Source organism: Kitasatospora sp. NPDC048540 (assembly GCF_040651175.1).
Classification (GTDB): Bacteria; Actinomycetota; Actinomycetes; order Streptomycetales; family Streptomycetaceae; genus Kitasatospora.
The window spans coordinates 39,101-58,679 of sequence record NZ_JBEZIR010000019.1 but is presented as its reverse complement, the minus strand read 5'-3'; the positions used below and the strand labels follow the sequence as shown (position 1 = coordinate 58,679).

At 72.6% G+C, this 19,579-nt stretch carries 15 protein-coding genes, 1 tRNA gene and 1 riboswitch; of the genes, 13 read left to right on the top strand and 3 right to left on the bottom strand.

Annotation, left to right across the window (positions count from 1 at the left end; translation table 11 throughout):
- Positions 1-9 precede the first annotated feature (9 nt).
- From AB0D08_RS10785 to AB0D08_RS10770, 4 genes are all read left to right on the top strand, one after another.
- Positions 10-1,260: a S8 family serine peptidase gene (locus AB0D08_RS10785; RefSeq protein ID WP_082526696.1), complete on the top strand. Its 1,251-nt coding sequence runs from the start codon at positions 10-12 to the stop codon at positions 1,258-1,260.
- Between the two features lie 150 nt (positions 1,261-1,410).
- Positions 1,411-2,778, top strand: a complete 1,368-nt coding sequence (locus AB0D08_RS10780) for a S8 family serine peptidase (RefSeq protein ID WP_359887707.1) — start codon at positions 1,411-1,413, stop codon at positions 2,776-2,778.
- Between the two features lie 119 nt (positions 2,779-2,897).
- Positions 2,898-3,224, top strand: a complete 327-nt coding sequence (locus AB0D08_RS10775; protein ID WP_359887704.1) for a hypothetical protein — start codon at positions 2,898-2,900, stop codon at positions 3,222-3,224.
- A 1-nt stretch (position 3,225) separates the two neighbouring features.
- Positions 3,226-4,767 carry a WXG100 family type VII secretion target gene (locus tag AB0D08_RS10770; RefSeq protein WP_359887702.1) on the top strand — a complete coding sequence of 514 codons (1,542 nt, stop codon included), beginning with the start codon at positions 3,226-3,228 and terminating at the stop codon, positions 4,765-4,767.
- Positions 4,768-4,968: 201 nt separating this feature from the next.
- Here the strand turns inward: AB0D08_RS10770 and AB0D08_RS10765 are convergent.
- Positions 4,969-5,043, bottom strand: a tRNA-Cys gene (locus AB0D08_RS10765).
- 279 nt (positions 5,044-5,322) lie between these two features.
- A riboswitch (guanidine-III (ykkC-III) riboswitch) is annotated at positions 5,323-5,389 on the top strand.
- Between the two features lie 54 nt (positions 5,390-5,443).
- Between AB0D08_RS10765 and AB0D08_RS10760 the strand changes: the two genes are divergently transcribed.
- Together AB0D08_RS10760 and AB0D08_RS10755 are read left to right on the top strand one after the other, a co-directional pair.
- Complete coding sequence (locus tag AB0D08_RS10760; RefSeq protein WP_033821696.1) at positions 5,444-5,758, top strand: SMR family transporter; 315 nt, start codon at positions 5,444-5,446, stop codon at positions 5,756-5,758.
- Between the two features lie 139 nt (positions 5,759-5,897).
- Entirely contained in the window at positions 5,898-7,388 is a 1,491-nt protein-coding gene (locus AB0D08_RS10755) for an MFS transporter (protein WP_359887699.1), read from the top strand.
- Here AB0D08_RS10755 and AB0D08_RS10750 read toward each other — a convergent pair.
- Positions 7,362-8,666, bottom strand: coding sequence for a hypothetical protein (locus tag AB0D08_RS10750; RefSeq protein ID WP_359887696.1), 1,305 nt, complete (start codon positions 8,664-8,666; stop codon positions 7,362-7,364). The genes AB0D08_RS10755 and AB0D08_RS10750 overlap by 27 nt on opposite strands.
- Positions 8,667-8,976: 310 nt before the next feature.
- Between AB0D08_RS10750 and AB0D08_RS10745 the strand changes: the two genes are divergently transcribed.
- The 4 genes from AB0D08_RS10745 (at position 8,977) to AB0D08_RS10730 (ending at position 16,055) form a co-directional block, all read left to right on the top strand.
- A complete protein-coding gene (locus AB0D08_RS10745) occupies positions 8,977-11,517 on the top strand; it encodes a phosphatidylglycerol lysyltransferase domain-containing protein (RefSeq protein WP_359887693.1) in 2,541 nt (846 codons plus the stop codon).
- Positions 11,518-11,647: 130 nt separating this feature from the next.
- The gene (locus AB0D08_RS10740) at positions 11,648-12,205 is read left to right on the top strand and encodes a class F sortase (protein WP_082526697.1); all 558 of its coding nucleotides are present in this window, start codon (positions 11,648-11,650) and stop codon (positions 12,203-12,205) included.
- On the top strand, positions 12,202-13,539 hold the full coding sequence (locus AB0D08_RS10735) for an alpha/beta hydrolase-fold protein (protein WP_149038281.1): 1,338 nt from the start codon (positions 12,202-12,204) through the stop codon (positions 13,537-13,539). The genes AB0D08_RS10740 and AB0D08_RS10735 overlap by 4 nt, the downstream gene beginning before the upstream one ends.
- On the top strand, positions 13,536-16,055 hold the full coding sequence (locus AB0D08_RS10730; RefSeq protein ID WP_051812927.1) for a DUF2156 domain-containing protein: 2,520 nt from the start codon (positions 13,536-13,538) through the stop codon (positions 16,053-16,055). Before AB0D08_RS10735 ends, AB0D08_RS10730 begins: the two co-directional genes overlap by 4 nt.
- A gap of 63 nt (positions 16,056-16,118) precedes the next feature.
- Here the strand turns inward: AB0D08_RS10730 and AB0D08_RS10725 are convergent, their stop codons facing one another.
- Positions 16,119-16,580 (bottom strand): SsgA family sporulation/cell division regulator, encoded by a 462-nt coding sequence (locus tag AB0D08_RS10725; protein WP_051812925.1) that lies wholly within the window; start codon positions 16,578-16,580, stop codon positions 16,119-16,121.
- Between the two features lie 249 nt (positions 16,581-16,829).
- Here AB0D08_RS10725 and AB0D08_RS10720 point away from each other — a divergent pair, with 249 nt between their 5' ends.
- The 3 genes from AB0D08_RS10720 (at position 16,830) to AB0D08_RS10710 (ending at position 19,323) form a co-directional block, all read left to right on the top strand.
- Positions 16,830-16,982, top strand: coding sequence for a hypothetical protein (locus AB0D08_RS10720; protein ID WP_233289118.1), 153 nt, complete (start codon positions 16,830-16,832; stop codon positions 16,980-16,982).
- Positions 16,979-17,371 (top strand): type II toxin-antitoxin system death-on-curing family toxin, encoded by a 393-nt coding sequence (locus AB0D08_RS10715; protein ID WP_033821680.1) that lies wholly within the window; start codon positions 16,979-16,981, stop codon positions 17,369-17,371. Before AB0D08_RS10720 ends, AB0D08_RS10715 begins: the two co-directional genes overlap by 4 nt.
- Positions 17,372-17,493: 122 nt before the next feature.
- On the top strand, positions 17,494-19,323 hold the full coding sequence (locus AB0D08_RS10710; protein ID WP_359887688.1) for a DEAD/DEAH box helicase: 1,830 nt from the start codon (positions 17,494-17,496) through the stop codon (positions 19,321-19,323).
- Positions 19,324-19,579 lie beyond the last annotated feature (256 nt).

The window sequence follows — 19,579 nt, the reverse complement described above, 5'->3', positions numbered from 1 at the left end:
ACGGGGACGATGCTGCTCGGCCGAGCGCAGCGGATGGCCGGCGCCGCACTGCTGACCGGCGTGGCGCTGTACGCCGGTGCACCGGTGGCCGCCGCGGACGACCTGCGCGAAGAACAGTGGGCCAACACCTACTTCAAGCTGGACCAGGTCTGGCAGGTGACCAAGGGCGAGGGCGTGGTCGTCGCGGTCATCGACAGCGGCGTCGACGCCGGCCACCCCGACCTCACCGGCCAGGTGCTGCCCGGCTACGACCCCAGCGGCAAGGGCCTCAACACCAGCCCGGCCGACCCGCACGGCACCAGCATGGCCAGCCTGATCGCCGGTCACGGCCACGGCGCCGGCGGCGCGGACGGCGTGGTCGGCATAGCCCCCGGCGTGAAGATCCTGCCGATCTACAAGGACGACGCCCGCGGCTACGACGCGGTGCCCGAGGACATCAGGTGGGCCGTCGACCACGGCGCCAAGGTGATCAACATCTCGCTCGGCGGCAAGGACGGCGCCAGCCGCTCCCTCAGCCTGGCCGTCGCGTACGCCGTGAAGCACGACGTCCTGATCGTCGCCGCCGCCGGCAACGAGGGCGAGGCCCGGGTGCTCAGCCCCGCCGACAGCCCCGGCGTGCTCGCCGTCTCCGCCGTCGACCGCGGGCTCGACATCTGGGCCGAGTCCAGCTTCGGCCCGCAGATCATGCTGGCCGCACCGGGCGTCGGCATCGTCGCCGCCGGGGCCTGCGACGAGCAGAAGTACTGCCTCGGCGAAGGCACGTCCGACGCCACCGCCTACGTCTCCGGCGCCGCCGCCCTGGTCCGCGCCAAGTACCCCGACCTGACGGCCGGCCAGGTCGCCGACCGCCTGGTCAAGTCCGCCCTGGTCACCCCCAGCCTCCAGGGCGCCCACCTGCCCGACCAGCGCTTCGGCTACGGCATCCTGCGCCCCCTGGAGGCGCTCACCCAGCAGATCCCGGCCGGCCCCGCCGACGGGCCGCTCGCCCGACCGGTCGCCGCCACCGCCCCCGCCGGCTCCCGCACCACCGCCTCCGGCTCCGGCACCACCGGCAGCCCCGCGGCCGGCAGCCCGCCGGCCGGCCTGCTGCTGCTCGCGGTCCCCGCCCTGATCGCCCTGCTGCTCTCCCGCCGCCTGCGCCGCCGCAACGCGGCCGCCGCCGCAGCCCTCCCGTACCCGCCGCCGCCCTTCCCGTACCAGGCCCCGCCCGGCGCCGCGCCGTACGAGACGCCGAGTCAGGACCCCCACCCCACAGGCTGACCGGCCGTTGCCCCGCCCCGGCCGTCCGCCACCGAACCGCGCCCCGGGGGTTGCTGCACACAGCGGGTGAACGGGCGATACGATCGAACGGCCCGGCCTATGGGGGCCATTGCGAGACACGGGTAGCGGTAGCCGACTGACGGGGTGCTGATGACGCTGACCAGAACCATGCGAGTACTGGGCGCCACGGCGCTCTCCGGCGCACTACTGATGACCGCCGCACCGACGGCCTCGGCGGACCAGGTGCGGGACGGCCAGTGGGTGAACCAGTACTACTCCCTGGACAAGGTGTGGTCGGTGAGCAAGGGCGACGGCGTGATCGTCGCCGTCATCGACACCGGGGTCGACGCCAACCACCAGGACCTGGCGGGCCAGGTCCTCCCGGGCTACGACCCGGGGGGTTCGGGTCGCGACCACAAGCCGACCGACCCGCACGGAACCCAGATGGCGGGCGAGATCGCGGGCAAGGGACACGGAGCGAACGCGGGGGTCGTGGGGCTGGCTCCCGGTGCCAAGATCCTCCCGGTCTACAGCGACTCCGGCGGCAAGAGCTTCCTAGACGGCATCCGGTGGGCCGTCGACCACGGCGCCAAGGTCATCAACATCTCGCTGGGTTCCAGCGCTCCGGTCTCGGCTTCGGAGAAGGAGGCCGTCGCCTACGCGCTCGACCACGATGTGCTCGTGGTGTCCTCGGCCGGAAACGACGGCGTCAGCTCGGTCGAGGCGCCGGCGAATGTGCCTGGCGTGCTGGCCGTGGCCGCGGTCGACAAGTCGATCACTGCTTGGAACCACTCCAACTACGGTCCTGAGGTGCTGCTCTCGGCTCCCGGTACCGAGATGGTGAGTTCTGGTGCCTGTGACGGTGGCCAGTACTGCATCGCCGAGGGAACCTCGGATTCGAGCGCCTATGTCTCGGCCGCGGCGGCTCTGGTCCGGGCCAAGTTCCCCAGTCTGACTGCCGGCCAGGTGGCGAACAGGCTGGTCAAGTCCGCCCTCATGCCGTCTGCCGCTAAGGGCGCCAAGGCGCCCGACCCGCACTACGGTTACGGGGTCCTGCGCCCCTACGAGGCGCTGACGATGGACATTCCGGCGGGTTCGGCCCAGGGTCCGCTGGCCGCGGCCGCGTCGAGTGGGGGTAGCAAGGCGCCGAGCGCGGGCTCCTCCGGTGCTGCATCTGCACCGCCCGCAGGAAGTCTTCCTCCGATTGCCGCCTCCGACTCCGGCTCCAAGGGCGCCTCGTACCTGCTGATCGGCGTTGCTGTGCTGGTCGGCCTGGTACTGCTCGTCGTGGTGATCGTCGTCCTCGCGCGGAGCGGTCGTCGGCAGCCCCAGGTTCAGCAGCCCTACGCCGCTCCGACCTGGCAGCCCGGCCAGCAGCCGTACGGCGGTCAGGCGCCCCCGCCGGGCTACCCGCAGCAGCAGTCGTACGGTGGTCAGGCGCCCCAGCCGGGGTTCCCGCCGCACCAGCAGCAGCCGTACCAGAACAATCCGTACCAGGATGGTAACCAGCAGCGTTGATGGTGTGTCAGTGCACCATCCCCAGGCGATACCATCGAACGCTCAAACTAGGCAGTAGTCGCCCGGGCGGTCGGGCGAATTCACGGGGAAGTTCAAGATTTCCAGGGGGAGAGGGTCGCGTGTCCGACGGATACCGCGTCAACACCGATGAGTTGGAGGCAGTCGTCACACGGCTGCGGGCCCTCCAGCAGGGCATCAACGAGTGTGGCAACAAGGCGAAGTACAACACGGTGGTCACCCGCGAGGACTTCGGCGGTGACTTCCTCGAGGCTCAGTCGATGTACTCCGCGCACGGCACCATGCAGCAGTTCCTGACGGGCATGATCGCGGACCTGGACTCCTTGATCAACGAGTTCGGCGACAAGACGCATACCGTCAACGAGGCTTACAAGGCCCGCGAGTACGAGGGCGTGTCGGCCATGAACAAGTATCAGGGAGGTGCCTGAGATGGGCGGCAACGGACCCACGACGAAGTTCGACGGCTATGACCTGATCCCGCTCAAGAACATGCTGGACAGTGCCAAGCCGGGGCGCATCCAGGAGGTCAGCGAGCACTGGACGAACGTGCACGCCGAGCTCACGCAGGCCGTGCAGGATCTCCAGAAGGCGGTTGAGCACGCCACGGCCAACTGGGAAGGCGACGCGGCCAGCGCGTTCACGCGCAAGGCGGGCGAGCTCCAGACCAAGCTGTCCAACACGGCGGCACACGCACAGAACACCAGTGCAGCGCTGAAGGTGGCAGGCCAGGCGCTCCAGCAGGCGCAGAGCACCATGAAGCAGGTCCACGTCCCGGGTATGTGGGAGAGCGGGACCAAGCTTCTCGGTGACGGGTTCGACCGTTCGGACGCGCAGTTCAAGGCGGACCTCGCCTCGGGCATGAACCGGATCGACGCCGTCAACAAGAACCAGGGCGACCTCTCGGCGACCGAGATCCAGCACCAGTACGCCATCGGCGTCATGGAGTACCTCGGTCCTGAGTACAACAAGGCCGCCGGGCTGTTGGACGATCCGAAGCTGGATCGCCGGGACCTGAACCGGCAGGGCTTCCCGCCCCCGCCAGACAATCCCGTCACCCCCGGCAGCGTCAGTCCGTCCCCCATGCCCACCCCCGCCTACCCCGACAGCCCGTCGTCCGGCGGGCCCGGGGGGCATGCGACGTTGCCCGGTGGGCTGCCGCACGGGATGGACCCGTCCAACCCGAACCTGCCGACGGTGCCCGGGCAGACCCTGCCGGGTGGTGCGATCCCGCATCCCGGCGGCGTCGTCCAGCCCCCGTCGACCGGTATCGACGGCTGGACCCCGCCGACGACGACGCCCGCTCCGGGCGGCGGCGGTATCGGTCTCCCCGGCAGTGTCGGTGGCGGCACCGGTATCGGTGGCGGCGGTGGCACGGGTGGCGGCGGCCTGGGTCTCGGTGGGGGCGGCTTCGTCCCCGGCGGTCTCGGTGGCGGCGGCGGTTACACCGGCGGCAAGGGTGGTGGCATCAGCGGCGGCGGCCTCAAGGGCGGCGGTCTGACCGGTGGCACCGGTGCCAAGAGCGGTACCAGTGGTGCGCCTCGGCCCGGTTCGGCCGGCGGTGCCGGTGGTACGGGTGCCGGTGCGGGCGGAGTCGGCGGTGCCGGCAGCGGCCAGGGCCGGGCCGGTGCGGCCGGGGCCGGCGGTATGCACGGCGGCGGCATGGGCGGCGGTGCGGGCGCCGGCGGCAAGGGCGCGGGCGGCAAGAGCAGCGGCCTGGTCCGCAAGGCAGGCGGCACGATCGGCGGCGCCAAGCCGGGCGGCGCGAGCGGCCGGGCGTTCACCGAGGGCGGTTCCGGCCTCGGCAAGGGCCGCGGTGCGAACGGTGCCGCGGGCGCGGGCGGTATGCACGGTGCCGGTACCGGTGGTGCGGGCAAGGGCAAGAAGAAGGAAGCGGGTCACCGCCCGGACTACCTCGTCGAGGACGAGGACACCTGGCGCGGCGGCTCGGCCCTGCCGCCCGTGATCGAGTAGTCGTGATCCCGCAGTAGGACGAGCAGTAGCGAAGCCGCAGGGACGGCCCCGGGAGCACCGGGGCCGCCCCTGCGGCATCTCCGTGACTTCCGTGACCTCTGTAACTCCCGTAACTCCTGGAAAGCATTCCGGGCATGCCGAATTCCCGGTCCGCGATATCCACGGGAATTCATGGATATCGCAGGCCGGGAATTCGGCATGTGGAGGCCATGGCGGGAATCGAACCCGCGTAAACCGCTTTGCAGGCGGTTCCCTGAACCACTCGGGCACACGGCCGGGAGGGCGGCGGCGGATCATGGATCCGGGCCGGGCAAGGGGGAGGGGCGGCGCTCAGGCGCAACAACAGGTGCGGCGGCAACAGGGGGCGCAGGTGCCGGGCGCCGCGCTGCGGGCCTCCGTGCTCCTGATCATCGCCGACTCCTGTCGTGGGTACCGCCGGGGCGGCCGGATTGTTCCGTGCCGCCGTGCTGATGAATTCATCTTATGCGGCCGGGGCCGGGGTCCGTCAATATCCGAATATGAATTCTGTGTGTCGTGCTGTGCTACCGTCGGAGGGAGACGGCGGGAGATCCGCCGGCCCCGGACGAGGTGCGTCGTACCCGGCACGACAAGACGACGCAGTACAGCAGCGGCAGCACACGGCTGTCGCGCACTGGCTGCGGAGGAGTTCGTCGTGATCGCCTGGGTGGTTCTGATCGTCGCCGGCGTCCTGGAGACGGTCTGGGCGGTGGCCCTGGACGCGTCCAAGGGGTTCTCGAGGCCGGCGCCCACGGCGCTGTTCGTGGTCGCGCTGGCGCTCTCGATGGGCGGCCTGGCGTACGCGATGCGTTCCATCCCGCTCGGTACGGGTTACGCCGTGTGGGTGGGTATCGGTGCGGTGGGCACCGCGCTGTACGGGATGGCGGCGCTCGGCGACGCCGTGACGGCGGCCCGGATCACCTGTCTGGTGCTGATCCTCTCCGGCGTGGTGGGGCTGAAGGCCCTGCACTGACGAAGTCCGCCGCCTGAAGACCCCACCCGACGGTCCGCCCCACCGGGGACGTAGGCCCGGGGACGGAGGTCCGGGGACGGAGGCGGAACCGGTCTCCCGTCAGGAGTCATAACGTGCCACGCGTCTTACGATGGCTGGCATGACCACAGCCTCCACCTCCTCGGTCGGCCATGCCCCCGAACCCCGGGCACCGCTGCCCGGGGAACCCGCCGGTGTGATGAGCGGTCCCTACCGGGCGCTCACCCTCGGCATCGTCTCCGTGGTGCTGCTGCTCGCCTTCGAGGCGACGGCCGTCAACACGGCGATGCCGGTGGCGGCCCGGCAGCTGGACGGGCTGGGGCTGTACGCCTTCGCCTTCTCGGGGTACTTCACCACCACCCTGTTCGCGCTGGTGGTCTCGGGTCAGTGGTGCGACCGGCGGGGGCCGGTGGCCCCGCTGTTCACCGGGATCGCCGTCTTCGGGGCGGGGCTGGTGATGGCGGGGACGGCCACCGGCATGTGGCCCTTCGTCGCGGGCCGGGCGGTCCAGGGGCTGGGCGGCGGGCTGGTGATCGTGGCGCTGTACGTGGTGGTCGGCCGGGCCTATCCGGAGGAGCTGCGGCCTGCGGTGTTCGCGGCGTTCTCGGCGGCCTGGGTGCTGCCGTCGATCGTCGGCCCGCTGGTCTCCGGCGCGGTCACCCAGCACCTCGGCTGGCGCTGGGTGTTCCTGGCGGTGCCGGTGCTGATCCTGCTGCCGCTGGCGGTGATGGGGCCGGCGCTGCGCCGCGCGGAGCGGAACCTTCCGTCCACGGTGGCGGCGGCGTACGACCGGCGCCGCACGGTGCTCGCCGCGATGGCGGCGCTCGGCGCGGGTCTGCTGCAGTACGCGGGGCAGCGGCTGGACCTGATCGGCCTGCTCCCGGCTGCCGCGGGGGCGGCGCTGCTGCTGCCTGCGGTGGTGCGGCTGCTGCCGCGGGGTGCGCTGTTGGCGGCCCGTGGCCTGCCGACGGTGATCCTGCTGCGAGGGGTGGCGGCCGGTGCGTTCTTCGCCGCGGAGGCGTTCATCCCGTTGATGATGGTGACCCAGCGCGGGCTGTCCCCGACGCTGGCCGGGCTCACCCTCACCAGTGGCGGGCTGTCCTGGGCGCTCGGTTCGTTCCTGCAGGGCCGGCCGGGGGCCGACCGGCACCGTGAGGCGCTGATCCGGTGGGGCTTCATGCTGACGGCGGTGGCGATCGCGGGGGCGGCGCTGGTGCTGGTGCCCGCCGTGCCGGTCTGGGTGGCCGCGGTGGCGTGGGCGGTCGGCGGGGTCGGGATGGGACTGGCGGTGGCCAGTATCAGCGTGCTGATGATGAAGCTCTCGGCGCCCGCCGAGACCGGCGCCAACTCGGCGGCGCTGCAGCTCAGCGACGCGCTCGGCAACGTGCTGCTGATCGGCCTGTCGGGGGTGCTGTTCGCGGCGCTCGGCGGTGGCACGCTCGCCGCCGCCGGGAGCGGGCCGGTCCCGGCCGGCCCGTTCGCGGTGATCTTCCTGGTGATGACCGGGGTGGCGCTGCTCGGCGCCCTGATCTCGGGCCGGACCGGTGGCCCGCCCGTCACCGGCGGCCCGGCCCGGAACGGTGGCTCAGGTGCGCGGGGCGATCAGCACTGACGGCTCGGGCTTGGTGGGGGAGGGGGTCGGTCCGGCCGCGCCCAGGTACTCGGCCCAGCCGCCGGTCGGCGACTGCCCGGGGGCCAGCGCCTGGAGCTTGCGCAGCACGCCCGGGTCCTGCACCTCCAGCCACTCCACCAGCTGACGGAACGACACCAGCCGCACGTCGGGGTGGCCGGCGATGACCTTCAGTGCGTCCTCCACGGCGGTCATGTAGATCCCGCCGTTCCACTCCTCGAAGTGGTTGCCGATGATCATCGGGGCCCGGTTGGTGCTGTACGCCCGGTCGAAGCCGGCCAGGTATGAGTCGCGGGCCTGCGTCTGCCAGGCGGCGTAGTGCCCGGGGTCGCCCTTGGTGTTGGCGCCGGACTGGTTGTACATGATGTTGTAGTCCATCGAGAGCACCTGGAAGGTGTGCCCGGGGAAGGGGATGGACTGCAGCGGCATGTCCCACAGCGCGCCGTTCTGGAACTTCTGCGGCCAGATCTGCAGCCCGCCGCCGCCGCTGCTGTCGTACTTCCAGCCGCGCTTGGCGGCGGTCGGCAGCAGGCCGCGCTGGCCCTCCAGACAGGGGGTGCGGGAGCCGATCAGTTCCTTGCGGTAGTCGAAGGGCAGGGCGGGCAGGTCGAAGCCGGTGTTGGTCTTCCAGTTCATGACGAAGTCCATCGCCTGCTCGATCTCGCTGTCCCAGTCGTCGGGGGACCAGGCGCCGCCGCCGGTGGGGCCGCAGAAGTGCCCGTTGAAGTGGGTGCCGATCTCGTGGCCCTCCAGCCAGGCGGCGCCGAGCTGCTGGAGGGTGCCGTGGATGTGCTCGTCGGTGAGGTACCCGATGTCGGAGGCGCCGATGGGGTGCTGCGGCGGACGGTAGAGGGTCTTCTTCGACTCCGGTACGGCGTAGATGCCGCTGAAGAAGAAGGTCATCGCCGCGCCGTGGTCCTTGGCGAGCTGCCGGAAGCGGCTGAACAGCTTGTTGTCGAGCTCGCCGGCGCCGTCCCAGGAGAAGACCACGAACTGCGGCGGGCGCTCGCCCAGCTTCAGCGGCTCGGGCTTGGGCTGGTTGGGCTGGGCGCCGGTGTCCGAGGTGGAGCCGTCGCCGATCAGGGTGGCGACCGGGACGGCCTGCGGGCTCTGGCCGGCCGCGGCGGGCAGGCCGGCGGCGGGTGCGGACCGGGCTTGCTGCTCGCCTCCGCCGCCGCCCTGGCCGGAGCAGCCGGCCGCGAGGGTGGCGGCGGTGGCGGCGCCGGCGGCGAGCAGGGTACGGCGGGGGAGGGCTTCCATGGTCACATCCGTTCGCAGGGGGTGGGTGTCCTGGTAGCGGCGCCGATGATTCGTACTGACGGACAGTCCGACAATCGCATCAGTGTCATCGGGGGGCGAACCGGGCCACAGCATGGCACGGCCGAACGCGGGGGGCGGGTAGGCGGGGCGAGTGGCGCGCGTCATCGCCCGGGCGCCGGGAACAGGCTCATCCGTTCGGCGCATCCGCAGGTCCGCCGGGTGGCAGCCGCCGGCTGAACCGTCGTCAGATGGAGCCAGCCGTTCAGCCGGGGCAGTGCGGTGCCCTGCTTCGCCGGAGGTGCGTCCATCGATGTGGCAGTGGGTGACCGACACCTACCGGGAGCGGATCGTGGACTCCGGCCGCGAACCGCTCTTCCTGCTGCTGGTCGGACTGATCCTCTCCTTCCTCTTCATCCGGTTCAGCGTCCGGATGATCCGCCGCGGCACCACCTGGTGGCCGGGCAACGTCAGCCCCGGCGGCCTGCACATCCACCACGTGGTCTTCGGCCAGGCCACCATGCTGGTCTGCGGCGTCTCCGCCTTCGCGATCCGCGGCGACGGCGGCCAGGCCTGGAACTGGCTCGGCTTCGGCTTCGGGATCGGCGCCGGCCTGGTGCTGGACGAGTTCGCGCTGGTGCTCCACCTGGAGGACGTCTACTGGGAGGAGCAGGGCCGCAAGTCGGTGGACGCGGTGATCATGGCGGTCGCCGTGATCGGCCTGCTGCTGCTGGGCGAACTCCCGTTCGGCGGCTTCAAGGGGCACCTGACCGTCGGCCAGCTGGTCGGCGCCGCGATCCTGCTGCTGCTGGTCGTGATCACCCTGCTCAAGGGCAAGCTGTGGACCGGCCTGCTCGGTGTGATGCTCTCCCCGCTCGCCCTGGTCGGCGCCATCCGGCTGGCCCGCCCGCAGAGCCCCTGGGCGCGCTGGCGCTACCGCTCCCGGCCCAAGCGGCTGGCCCGCGCCGAACGCCGCGAGGCCCGGATCCACGGCCGGATCACCACCTACCGCACGGCCGCCTACAACTTCGTGGCCGGCGCCCCCAACGCCTCCGAGCAGCAGGACCGGCCCGCACCACCGGTCATCCCGCCACCCGAACGCGAGTTCCGCGAGGCGGAGCCGGTCGCCCCCTGGCGCCGGCGCTGCGCCACCGGAGCCGAGTGGTACGTCCGGATCGCCGCGCTGCTCTGCCTGCTGGCCGGGGTGATCGCACCGTTCCGGGCCCAGATCAAGCACGCCAACACCGGCGAGTTCTTCACCCCGGTGCTGGTCACCGCGGGCTTCAGCTCGGCCCTGTTCGCCGGGCTGCTCGCGGTCATGCTGCGCCGCCGCAAGCGGGCCGCCTGGCTGGTCACCACCGTCGTGGTCACCGTCTACGCGGGCGTCTTCCTGATCGCACTGACCTACCGGACCTACCACCAGCACCCCTTCAACTGGGTCTCGGCCGCGCTCACCTCCGCCCTGCTGGTCGACCTGGTGCTGGCCAGGGACGCCTTCCGGGCCAGGGGAGAGCGCCGCAACATCGCGCTGGCGCTGGCCGTCCTGGTGCTCGGCGGGGCCGTGCTCACCGTGCTCGGCGCCGCCGTGGTCCGGCTCACCTACTCCGGCACCCCGCCCGACTGGGGCGACAGCACCGTCTACGTGCTGCTCCGCCTGGTCACCCTGTCCGGCATCGTCGAGTACGCCGACGTCGACGTCCCCGGCTGGGTCGACCTCGGGATCAACCTGTTCGGCGCCGCGCTGCTGCTGTTCGCCCTGCGCGCGCTGCTGCGCTCCCCGCGCGGGCGCCGCCTGCTGGAACCCGAGGACGAGCTGAAGCTGCGCGCCCTGCTGGAGCGGCACGGCGCCCGCGACTCGCTCGGCTACTTCGCGCTGCGGCGCGACAAGTCGGTCTGCTGGTCGCCCTCGGCCAAGGCCGCCGTCCTCTACCGGGTCGTCAACGGCGTCGCGCTGGCCTCCGGCGACCCGATCGGCGACCCCGAGGCCTGGCCGCAGGCGATCGAAGGGTGGTGGAAGGAGGTCCGCCGGCACGCCTGGGTGCCCGCCGTCACCGGCGTCGGCGAACAGGCCGGCACGGCGTACGCCCGGGTGGCCGGGCTCAAGGCGCTGGAGTTCGGCGACGAGGCGCTGGTCGAGACGGCCGGCTTCACCCTGGAGGGCCGCTCGATGCGGACCCTGCGCCAGACCTGCAACCGGGTCCGCAAGGCCGGCTACCGGGCCGTCATCCGCCGCCACCGGGACATCCCCGAGGCCGAACTGGCCGAACTGGTCCGCCTCGCCGACGCCTGGCGGCACGGCCGCACCGAACGCGGCTTCTCGATGGCGCTCGGCCGCCTCGGCGACCCCGCCGACGGCGACTGCCTGATGGCCGAGTGCCGGGACGAGAACGACCGCACCTGCGCCCTGCTCAGCTTCGTCCCCTGGGGCGCGCACGGCCTGTCGCTGGACCTGATGCGCCGTGACCGGGAGTCCGACAACGGCCTGGTGGAGTACCTGATCGCGGAACTGCTCCAGCGCTCCGCGGCGGGCGACCCGGAGGTCGCCCGGATCTCGCTGAACTTCGCCATGTTCCGGTACGTCTTCGAGCACGGCGGCAGGATCGGCGCCGGCCCGGTGCTGCGGCTGCTGCGGGGCGTGCTGCGGTTCCTCTCCCGCTGGTGGCAGCTGGAGTCGCTGTACCGGGCCAACGCCAAGTACCAGCCCGACTGGGAGCCCCGGTACCTGCTCTACGAGAAGTCCTCCGAACTGCCGGCCATCGCCATCGCCAACGCGGCCGCCGAGGGCTTCCTGACCCGGCCCCGGCTGCCCAGCGTCGGCTCGCTGCGACGCGGGCGCACGGAGCCGGCCCGGTGAACCGGGCACCGGGCAGCGCCGCACGGCACGGGCGGACCGACCGAGGGGAGCACAGGTGGGCGGGCAGCAGACCAGGAGCCCGTGGCCCGGCACACTCGCCGCCGGGACCGCGCTCGTGCTGGGCGCCTGGATGGTGCAGCACGGCGGCACCGGACTGCCGCCGGGGCCCGGCGCCGACCAGGCCTTCGACGGCCGGGCGGTCGCCGGACCGGTGGTACCGCCGCTGCCGCGCTCCGAGCCCACCCGGCTGCGGATCCCCGCGATCGGCGTCGACGCCCCCTTCACCCCGCTCGACCTCGACGCCGGGGGAACCCTGCGGCCGCCGCCGGACGACGACCGCAACCTGGCCGGCTGGTACCGGGGCGGCGCCACCCCCGGCCAGCGCGGCGCCTCGATCGTCGCCGGACACGTCGACACCCTGGACGGGCCCGCCGTCTTCTACCGGCTCGGCACCCTGCACAAGGGGGACCAGCTGGAGATCGCCCGGGCCGACCGCTCGACCGCCTACTTCGCCGTCGACGGCGTGGAGGTGTACCCGAAGAAGGACTTCCCCGACCGCAAGGTCTACGACCCGACCGGCGACGCCCAGCTGCGCCTGATCACCTGCGGCGGCGGCTTCACCCGTGAGAACGGCTACGACGGCAACGTCGTCGTCTACGCCCACCTGATCCGCACCCTGCGCGGATGACCCGACCGGACGGGAGGACCGAGATGACCCGGCCGCTCGCGGCATGGAACCCGCTCGACTGGTCGCTGCTGCACGGCCCGGTGCCGTACGCGCTGCTGGCGGCCGGGTCCGGCGCCCTGCTCGGGCTCGCGGTGTCCACCTCCCCGCGCTGGTGGAGCCGGCTGCTGCCGGGCGCCGTCCTGCTCGCCGCCGCGCTCACCGTCCTGCTGGTGTACGCGGTCGACCACTGGTGGCGGCCGTTCCCGGACCGGCTGCCGCGCACCGTCACGGTCTGGATCGGCGTCGCAGTGCTCGGCCTCACGCTGGCCGCCTTCCGGCTGCCCGCGCTGCGCTGGCCCGGCCGGGCCGCCGCGCTGGTCGCCGCCGCGCTGGTGGTGGCGATGGCGGCCAACCAGGTCAACCGGCACTACGCCCAGTACCCGACGCTGCGCGCCATGCTCGCCCCGCGGACCGAGGCGCTGGCCACCGGCCGGGAGCCCGTCACCGTCACCGCCCCGCCCGGCCGGACCCTCTCCGAGGTCTGGCGGCCCCCCGCCGGGATGCCCGCCCGGGGCACCCTCTCCTCCGTCACCATCCCCGGCACCCGCTCCGGGTTCAAAGCCCGCGACGCGTACGTCTACCTGCCGCCCGCCTACCTCACCTCGCCGCGACCGCTGCTGCCGGTGGTCCTGCTGATGGGCGGCCAGCCCGGCGGCCCCGCGGACTGGGTGAACTCGGGCGGGCTGCAGCAGGTCCTGGACGACTTCGCCGCCGCCCACCAGGGCCTCGCCCCGGTCGTCGTGGTCGCCGACCCGATCGGCTCCACCCTCGGCAACACCCTCTGCATGGACTCCCGGATCGCCAACGCCCAGACCTACCTGGCCGTCGACGTCCCCGACTGGATCCACACCCACCTGCAGACCGCCACCGGCCGCGGCGCGCTCTCGGCCGGCGGGATCTCCTTCGGCGGCACCTGTGCCCTGCAGCTGGCCGTCAACGCACCCCAGGTCTTCGGCACCTTCCTGGACATGTCCGGACAGCAGGAACCCACCCTGGGCAGCCACGAACTGACCGTCCGGACCGCCTTCGGCGGCGACGAGGCGGCCTTCGACGCCGTCGACCCGGTCCATGTGATGGCCCGCCGGAGCTTCCCCGACACCGCCGCGCTCTTCCTGGTCGGCGCCTCGGACGGGGAGTTCGGCCCGCAGCAGCAGGTGATCCACGCCGCCGCCGTCCGGTCCGGGATGCGGACCACCTTCGAGACCGTCCCCGGCGGCCACAACTGGAGCGCCTTCCACCTCGGCCTGGCCCGGTACATCCCCTGGGTTGCCCAGCAGACAGGACTCACCCGATGACCGACACCGACACCGACGCCGCCCCCGTCACCCCGCGCGCCGAACAGGGCTGGCAGCGCCGGCTGCGCGCGCTGCGCCCGTACGCCGCGCAGCTGCGCTCCGCCCCGCTGACGCTGGCGCTGCTGGCCGCGCTGTGGGTGGTCGGCGCCGCCACCGGCAGCCTCGGCGCCGGGCCGCGCCCCGGCCTGCTGATCCGGGTCGGCGTCGGCATCCCGAGCCTGGAGGCCGGGCACTGGTGGACCCCGTTCAGCTCGCTGCTGTGGTGCTCGGGCATCGGCTCGTACGTGGTGACCAGCCTGCTGCTGGCGGTGCTCGGGCCGTTCGCCGAGCGGCGGCTGTCCAGCGCGCGGGCCGCCGCGGTGCTGGTGCTCGGGCAGGTGCTGGGCACCCTGCTGGGGACCGCGGTGGTCCGGCTCGGGGTCGCCGCCGACCTCGGCTGGATGCAGGAGATCCAGCGGCAGATCGCGGTCGGCCCGGCGATCGGCCTGTTCGCGCTGGCCGCCGTGCTCAGCTACCGCCTCAGCGTGCTGTGGCGGCGCCGGCTGCGGCTGCTGACGGTGCTCGTCCCGCTGGTGCTGATGCTGTACGTCGGCCACCTGCAGAGCGTCCAGCGGCTGGCCGGGGCGCTGGTCGGGCTGGTCACCGGCGCACTGCTGTACCGGCACCGGCCGACCCGTCCGCACCGCGCCTCGTACACCGAGACCCGGGTGCTGGTCGCGCTCTGCCTGGCCGCGGCCGCGATCGGGCCGCTGGTCGCCTCGCTCTACCAGGACGCCATCGGCCCGTTCAACACCGTCGGCGACCTCTACTTCTCGCACGTCCCCTCCTCCGCGGAGATCGCCGACGCCTGCGCCGACTCGCCGGTGGACTGCGCCCGGGCGCACTCCGTGCAGCGGTTCTTCGACTCCCCGGGACGGCTGATGGCCGCCCTCGTCCCGGTGCTGCTGCTGGTGCTCGCCGAGGGGCTGCGCCGCGGGCTGCGGCTGGCCTGGTGGATCACCGTGATCACCGAGGTGGCCTGGGTCGGGGTGCTGGCCTGGCTGCTGTCCGACAACTACGACGACTTCGCGAAGGACGGCGGCGTCGGGCTGCTGTTCGAACTGGTCGGCGAGGCGCTGCTGCTGCCGGTCGCGCTGCTGGTGCTGCAGTGGGTCACCCGGCGCAGCTTCGACCAGCTGCTGCCGCGCCGGGACATGGTCCGGCTGGCGGCCGTGGTGGGCGGTGCGCTGGTGCTGTGCTGCGGCGCGTACGTCGGCATCGGCTGGCTGGTGCGCGGCCAGTACGAGCCGAAGGCGACCCTGGCGGGGCTGTTCGCCGGGCTGCCCGCGGAGCTGCTGCCGCCCTCGTACAACGCGCTGCTGCCGGGCTACCCGATCGCGGTCGGGGGGACCGCGCAGGCGCTGGAGATCTACTGCGGGGTGGTGTTCTGGCTGATCACCCTGGTCGCGCTGGTGCTGGCGTTCCGGCGGCCGGTGGTGCACACCGGGGCCGAGGACGCCGCCCGGGCCCGGGAGCTGCTGACGGCGCACGGCGGCTCGACGCTCTCGTTCATCTCCACCTGGGACGGCAACCACTACTGGTTCGACGACGGGGGCCGGGCGGCCGTGCCGTACCGGGTGATCGCAACCGTCGCGCTCACCACCGGGGACCCGTTCGGCGAGCCGCAGGCCCGGCGGGCGGCGGTGGCGGGCTTCGCCCGCTACTGCGACTCGCGCGGCTGGACGCCCTGCTTCTACAGCGTCACCCCGCAGACCCTGGCGGCCGCCGAGGAGCTCGGCTGGCGCTCGCTGCAGGTCGCCGAGGACACCGTGGTGGCGCTGCCCGACCTGGCCTTCACCGGGAAGAAGTGGCAGGACATCAGGACCTCGCTGAACAAGGCGGGGAAGCAGGGCATCACCGCCGAGTGGTGGACCTACCACGACGCCCCGATCGCGATCCGGGACCAGATCCAGGCGATCTCCGAGGAGTGGGTCTCCGACAAGGGGCTGCCGGAGATGGGCTTCACCCTCGGCGGCCTGCCCGAACTCTCCGACCCGGCGGTGCGGATGCTGGTCGCGGTGGACGCGGAGCGCACCGTGCACGGCCTGACCAGCTGGATGCCGGTCTACCGGGACGGGGCGCCGGTCGGCTGGACGCTGGACTTCATGCGGCGGCGCAGCGAGGGCTTCCGCGGGGTGATGGAGTTTCTGATCGCCTCGGCGGCGCTGGGGTTCAAGGAGGAGGGCGCCGAGTTCCTCAGCCTCTCCGGTGCCCCGCTGGCCCGCTCGGACCGCGGTGAGCCGCCGACGGCGCTGCAGCGGATGCTCGACTGGATCGGCAAGACGCTGGAGCCGGTCTACGGCTTCCGCTCGCTGCTTGCCTTCAAGGCGAAGTTCCAGCCGGAGTACCGGCCGATGTACATGGTGTACCCCGACCCGGCCGCGCTGGGCAGCATCACCCGGGCGATCGGCAAGGCCTACCTGCCGCACCTGACGCCCGCCCAGGGCGTGCGGCTGATGCGCCGGCTCTCCGCCTGAGCCGCCGTCGGACGGTGGCGGCCCAGGCCAGGGCCCGGGCGTACGGACCCCGGTCGGCTCCGGTCAGCCCAGGTGGCCCAGCAGTTCGGCCAGCTCGCGGTCCGGGTCCAGGTAGCGGGACTCCTGGTCCTCGGGGACGGCCAGGTGGCTGCGCCACAGGAAGCGCCGCAGGTCTGCGGTGGTGAAGCGGAGCACGGCGACGCCTTCGGGGGCCCGCAGCTCGACCACCGTCCCGCGCTCGGGGACGGGCCGCACGTGGACGTCGCCGAGCCCGGACGGCTCCTCCAGCCCGCCGGCCAGCAGACGGCGGGCGAAGACCCACTCGACCCCGGCCGCGGCGGCGTCGGCCGGCCCGGGCTCCTCGTCCGTGCCGTCCAGCGCGTACTCCACCGGGAAGACCATCCGGACGGCGAGGGGGTCGTCCGCGCGGTACCGCAGGGTGACCTGCAGCCGGGCGGAGCGCCCGGCGCTGATGATCAGGCGGGCCTGGACGACCTGCTCCACGACTGCCGGCATACCGGACATGTGACTTCCTCCCGATGGGATCCGTGTGGGCCGCGTGACGCGTGGGGCGAGTGCGGCTCCGTTGAAGTAGGAGTACGGAGGGCGGTAGGCGTTACGCGGCTTTTCGCCGTTTCTGGTGTGATCCGGGTCACATCAAACCGGATCCCGCGAGAAACCAGGTCGGATGGTGCGAACTTCACCCGGCCGGCCGGGGGTGGCGCGGCCGAAAAGCGCTGTCGTGATGATCGTCCGGGCTTCTACCATCGCGGGATGGACCCCCGACCCCAGCACCCCGCCGCGCCGCTCCCGCAGCCGCGCCCGGCGGCCGAGGCGGACGAGCCGCGCCACCGCGAGCAGGTGCGCAGGCTCGGCGCCAAGTACGCGGCCTGCCACGCCGACCTGCTGCGGAGGCTGGGCGAATGAGGTACCTGGACGTGCCGGACGTGCTGGAGCTGTCCGCCTTCGCCTGCCAGGGCCGTGAGATGGGGGTGCGCGAGATGGGGCTGCTGGCCTCGGCGGCGCACCGGCCGCGGTCGGAGATGTTCGGTGTGGAGGCGTTCGAGGGCCGCTTCGGCAAGGCCGCGGCCCTGCTGCACGCGCTGGCCGGAAACCACCCGTTCGTGGACGGCAACAAGCGGACGGCCTGGATGAGCACGGTGGTCTTCCTGGACCTGCACGGCCTCGACATGGCCGCGGTGGACCAGCAGGAGGCGTACCGGCTGGTGGTCGAGGTGGCGTCCGGGGAACTGGCCGACGTGACCGAGATCGCCCTGCGGCTGCGGCGGTTGTACGAGCGTGCCGAGGCCGCCTGAGGCCCGCGGGCCGGTAGGCTGGGCGGGTTGTACGACCGCCGACCGACCGCGGGCCGGGCGCTGACACCAGCCCTGACCTGCGACGACCCCCTCCGGAGACCGTGAGTACTGCCGCCTCCCCGATGGCCCCTCTGTTCTCGCACGCCGATCAGCACAGCCCCAGCCGTCCGGCCGGCACCAACGCAGCGTCGCACCTGTCCCCGGCCTTCCCCGGCCGTGCCCCCTGGGGTACGGCCGGCAAGCTGCGGGCCTGGCAGCAGGGCGCGCTGGACAAGTACATCGAGAAGCAGCCGCGGGACTTCCTCGCGGTCGCCACCCCGGGCGCGGGAAAGACCACCTTCGCCCTGACGCTCGCCTCGTACCTGCTGCACAACCACCTGGTGCAGCAGGTCACCGTGGTCGCCCCGACCGAGCACCTGAAGAAGCAGTGGGCGGAGGCCGCGGCCCGGATAGGCATCAAGCTGGACCCGGCCTACTCCTCGGGTCCGCTGTCGAAGGAGTACCACGGCATCGTGGTCACCTATGCGGGCGTGGGCGTCAACCCGATGCTGCACCGCAACCGGACCGAGGCCCGCAAGACCCTCGTGATCATGGACGAGATCCACCACGCCGGTGACTCCAAGTCCTGGGGCGAGGCCTGCGCCGAGGCCTTCGAGCCGGCCACCCGGCGGCTCGCGCTGACCGGGACGCCGTTCCGCTCGGACACCAACCCGATCCCGTTCGTCCAGTACGAGGCCGGCGGCGACGGCATCCGCAAGTCGGTCGCCGACTACACCTACGGCTACGGGCACGCGCTGGCCGACCACGTGGTGCGGCCGGTGATCTTCCTCTCCTACAGCGGCAACATGCGCTGGCGCACCAAGGCCGGCGACGAGCTGGAGGCCCGGCTCGGCGAGCCGATGACCAAGGACCTGATCGCCCAGGCGTGGCGGACCGCGCTGGCGCCGCAGGGCGAGTGGATCCCGAACGTGCTGAGCGCCGCCGACCGGCGGCTCACCGAGGTCCGCAAGGCCATCCCGGACGCCGGCGGCCTGGTGATCGCCACCGACCAGAACGTGGCCCGCGCCTACGCCAAGATCCTGCGCGAACTCACCGGCGAGAAGCCGACCCTGGTCCTCTCCGACGAGGCCGAGGCGTCCAAGCGGATCTCCGACTACGCGGCGGGCGACTCCCGCTGGATGGTCGCGGTCCGGATGGTCTCCGAGGGCGTCGACGTGCCCCGGCTGGCCGTCGGCGTCTACGCCACCTCGATCTCCACCCCGCTGTTCTTCGCGCAGGCGGTCGGCCGCTTCGTCCGGGCCCGCAAGCGCGGCGAGACCGCGTCGGTCTTCCTGCCCACCATCCCGATGCTGCTCGGCTTCGCCAACGAGATGGAGGTCCAGCGCGACCACGTGCTGGACCGGCCGAAGAAGGAGGGCGAGGGACTCTTCGACGAGGAGGACCGGCTGCTCGCCGAGGCCGAGAAGGCCAACGACGGCCCGGACACGGCCGGCGGCGAGGAGTTCTCCTACGAGGCGCTCGGCTCCGACGCGGTCTTCGACCGGGTGCTGTACAACGCCATGGAATTCGGCATGCAGGCGCACCCGGGCAGCGAGGAGGAGGAGGACTACCTCGGCATCCCGGGCCTGCTGGAGCCGGACCAGGTCCAGATGCTGCTGCAGAAGCGCCAGCACCGGCAGATCCAGCGCTCCAAGGCCAAGCCCGCCGAGGAGGCCGACCTGATCGAACTCCCGGCCGAGCAGCGCCCGGTGGTCACCCACCAGGAACTGCGCGAGCTGCGCAAGGAGCTGAACGCGCTGGTCGCGGCCTGGCACCACCGCACCAGCCAGCCGCACGGCACCGTCCACAACGAGCTGCGCCGCCAGTGCGGCGGGCCGCTCACCGCGCAGGCGACCGCCAACCAGCTGAAGGCCAGGATCGCCAAGATCAGGGAGTGGGCGACCGCCTCCTGAGCGGACCGCGGGGGCTGCCCCCGTTCGATGGTTGACCACGCCCGGCGGCTGCGAGCCGCCGGGCGTTCGCCGTTCCCGCCGAGGCCGGCCGGCAGGACCCGTACGCGGCCTCCGAAAAGCGGTCGATGACATTCCACGGTGTCCGGACTCCGGAGCGTACTCGAACAGGAGAGCGGTACGGCCGGGGTTTATCGGGCGGTTTGCCCGGAGTTTCATCTCGGTAGCGCGACGATCCGGATCGGATTTTGGACAAGGC

Excerpts from the sequence above, each read along its gene's own strand:
- AB0D08_RS10770 (WP_359887702.1), top strand. The coding sequence starts at position 3,226 with ATGGGCGGCAACGGACCCACGACGAAGTTCGACGGCTATGACCTGATC.
- AB0D08_RS10740 (WP_082526697.1), top strand. The coding sequence starts at position 11,648 with ATGGTGCAGCACGGCGGCACCGGACTGCCGCCGGGGCCCGGCGCCGAC.
- AB0D08_RS10780 (WP_359887707.1), top strand. The coding sequence starts at position 1,411 with ATGACGCTGACCAGAACCATGCGAGTACTGGGCGCCACGGCGCTCTCC.
- AB0D08_RS10715 (WP_033821680.1), top strand. The coding sequence starts at position 16,979 with ATGAGGTACCTGGACGTGCCGGACGTGCTGGAGCTGTCCGCCTTCGCC.
- AB0D08_RS10755 (WP_359887699.1), top strand. The coding sequence starts at position 5,898 with ATGACCACAGCCTCCACCTCCTCGGTCGGCCATGCCCCCGAACCCCGG.
- AB0D08_RS10710 (WP_359887688.1), top strand. The coding sequence starts at position 17,494 with ATGGCCCCTCTGTTCTCGCACGCCGATCAGCACAGCCCCAGCCGTCCG.
- AB0D08_RS10725 (WP_051812925.1), bottom strand. The coding sequence starts at position 16,580 with ATGTCCGGTATGCCGGCAGTCGTGGAGCAGGTCGTCCAGGCCCGCCTG.
- AB0D08_RS10745 (WP_359887693.1), top strand. The coding sequence starts at position 8,977 with ATGTGGCAGTGGGTGACCGACACCTACCGGGAGCGGATCGTGGACTCC.
- AB0D08_RS10750 (WP_359887696.1), bottom strand. The coding sequence starts at position 8,666 with ATGGAAGCCCTCCCCCGCCGTACCCTGCTCGCCGCCGGCGCCGCCACC.
- AB0D08_RS10785 (WP_082526696.1), top strand. The coding sequence starts at position 10 with ATGCTGCTCGGCCGAGCGCAGCGGATGGCCGGCGCCGCACTGCTGACC.
- AB0D08_RS10730 (WP_051812927.1), top strand. The coding sequence starts at position 13,536 with ATGACCGACACCGACACCGACGCCGCCCCCGTCACCCCGCGCGCCGAA.
- AB0D08_RS10720 (WP_233289118.1), top strand. The coding sequence starts at position 16,830 with ATGGACCCCCGACCCCAGCACCCCGCCGCGCCGCTCCCGCAGCCGCGC.
- AB0D08_RS10735 (WP_149038281.1), top strand. The coding sequence starts at position 12,202 with ATGACCCGACCGGACGGGAGGACCGAGATGACCCGGCCGCTCGCGGCA.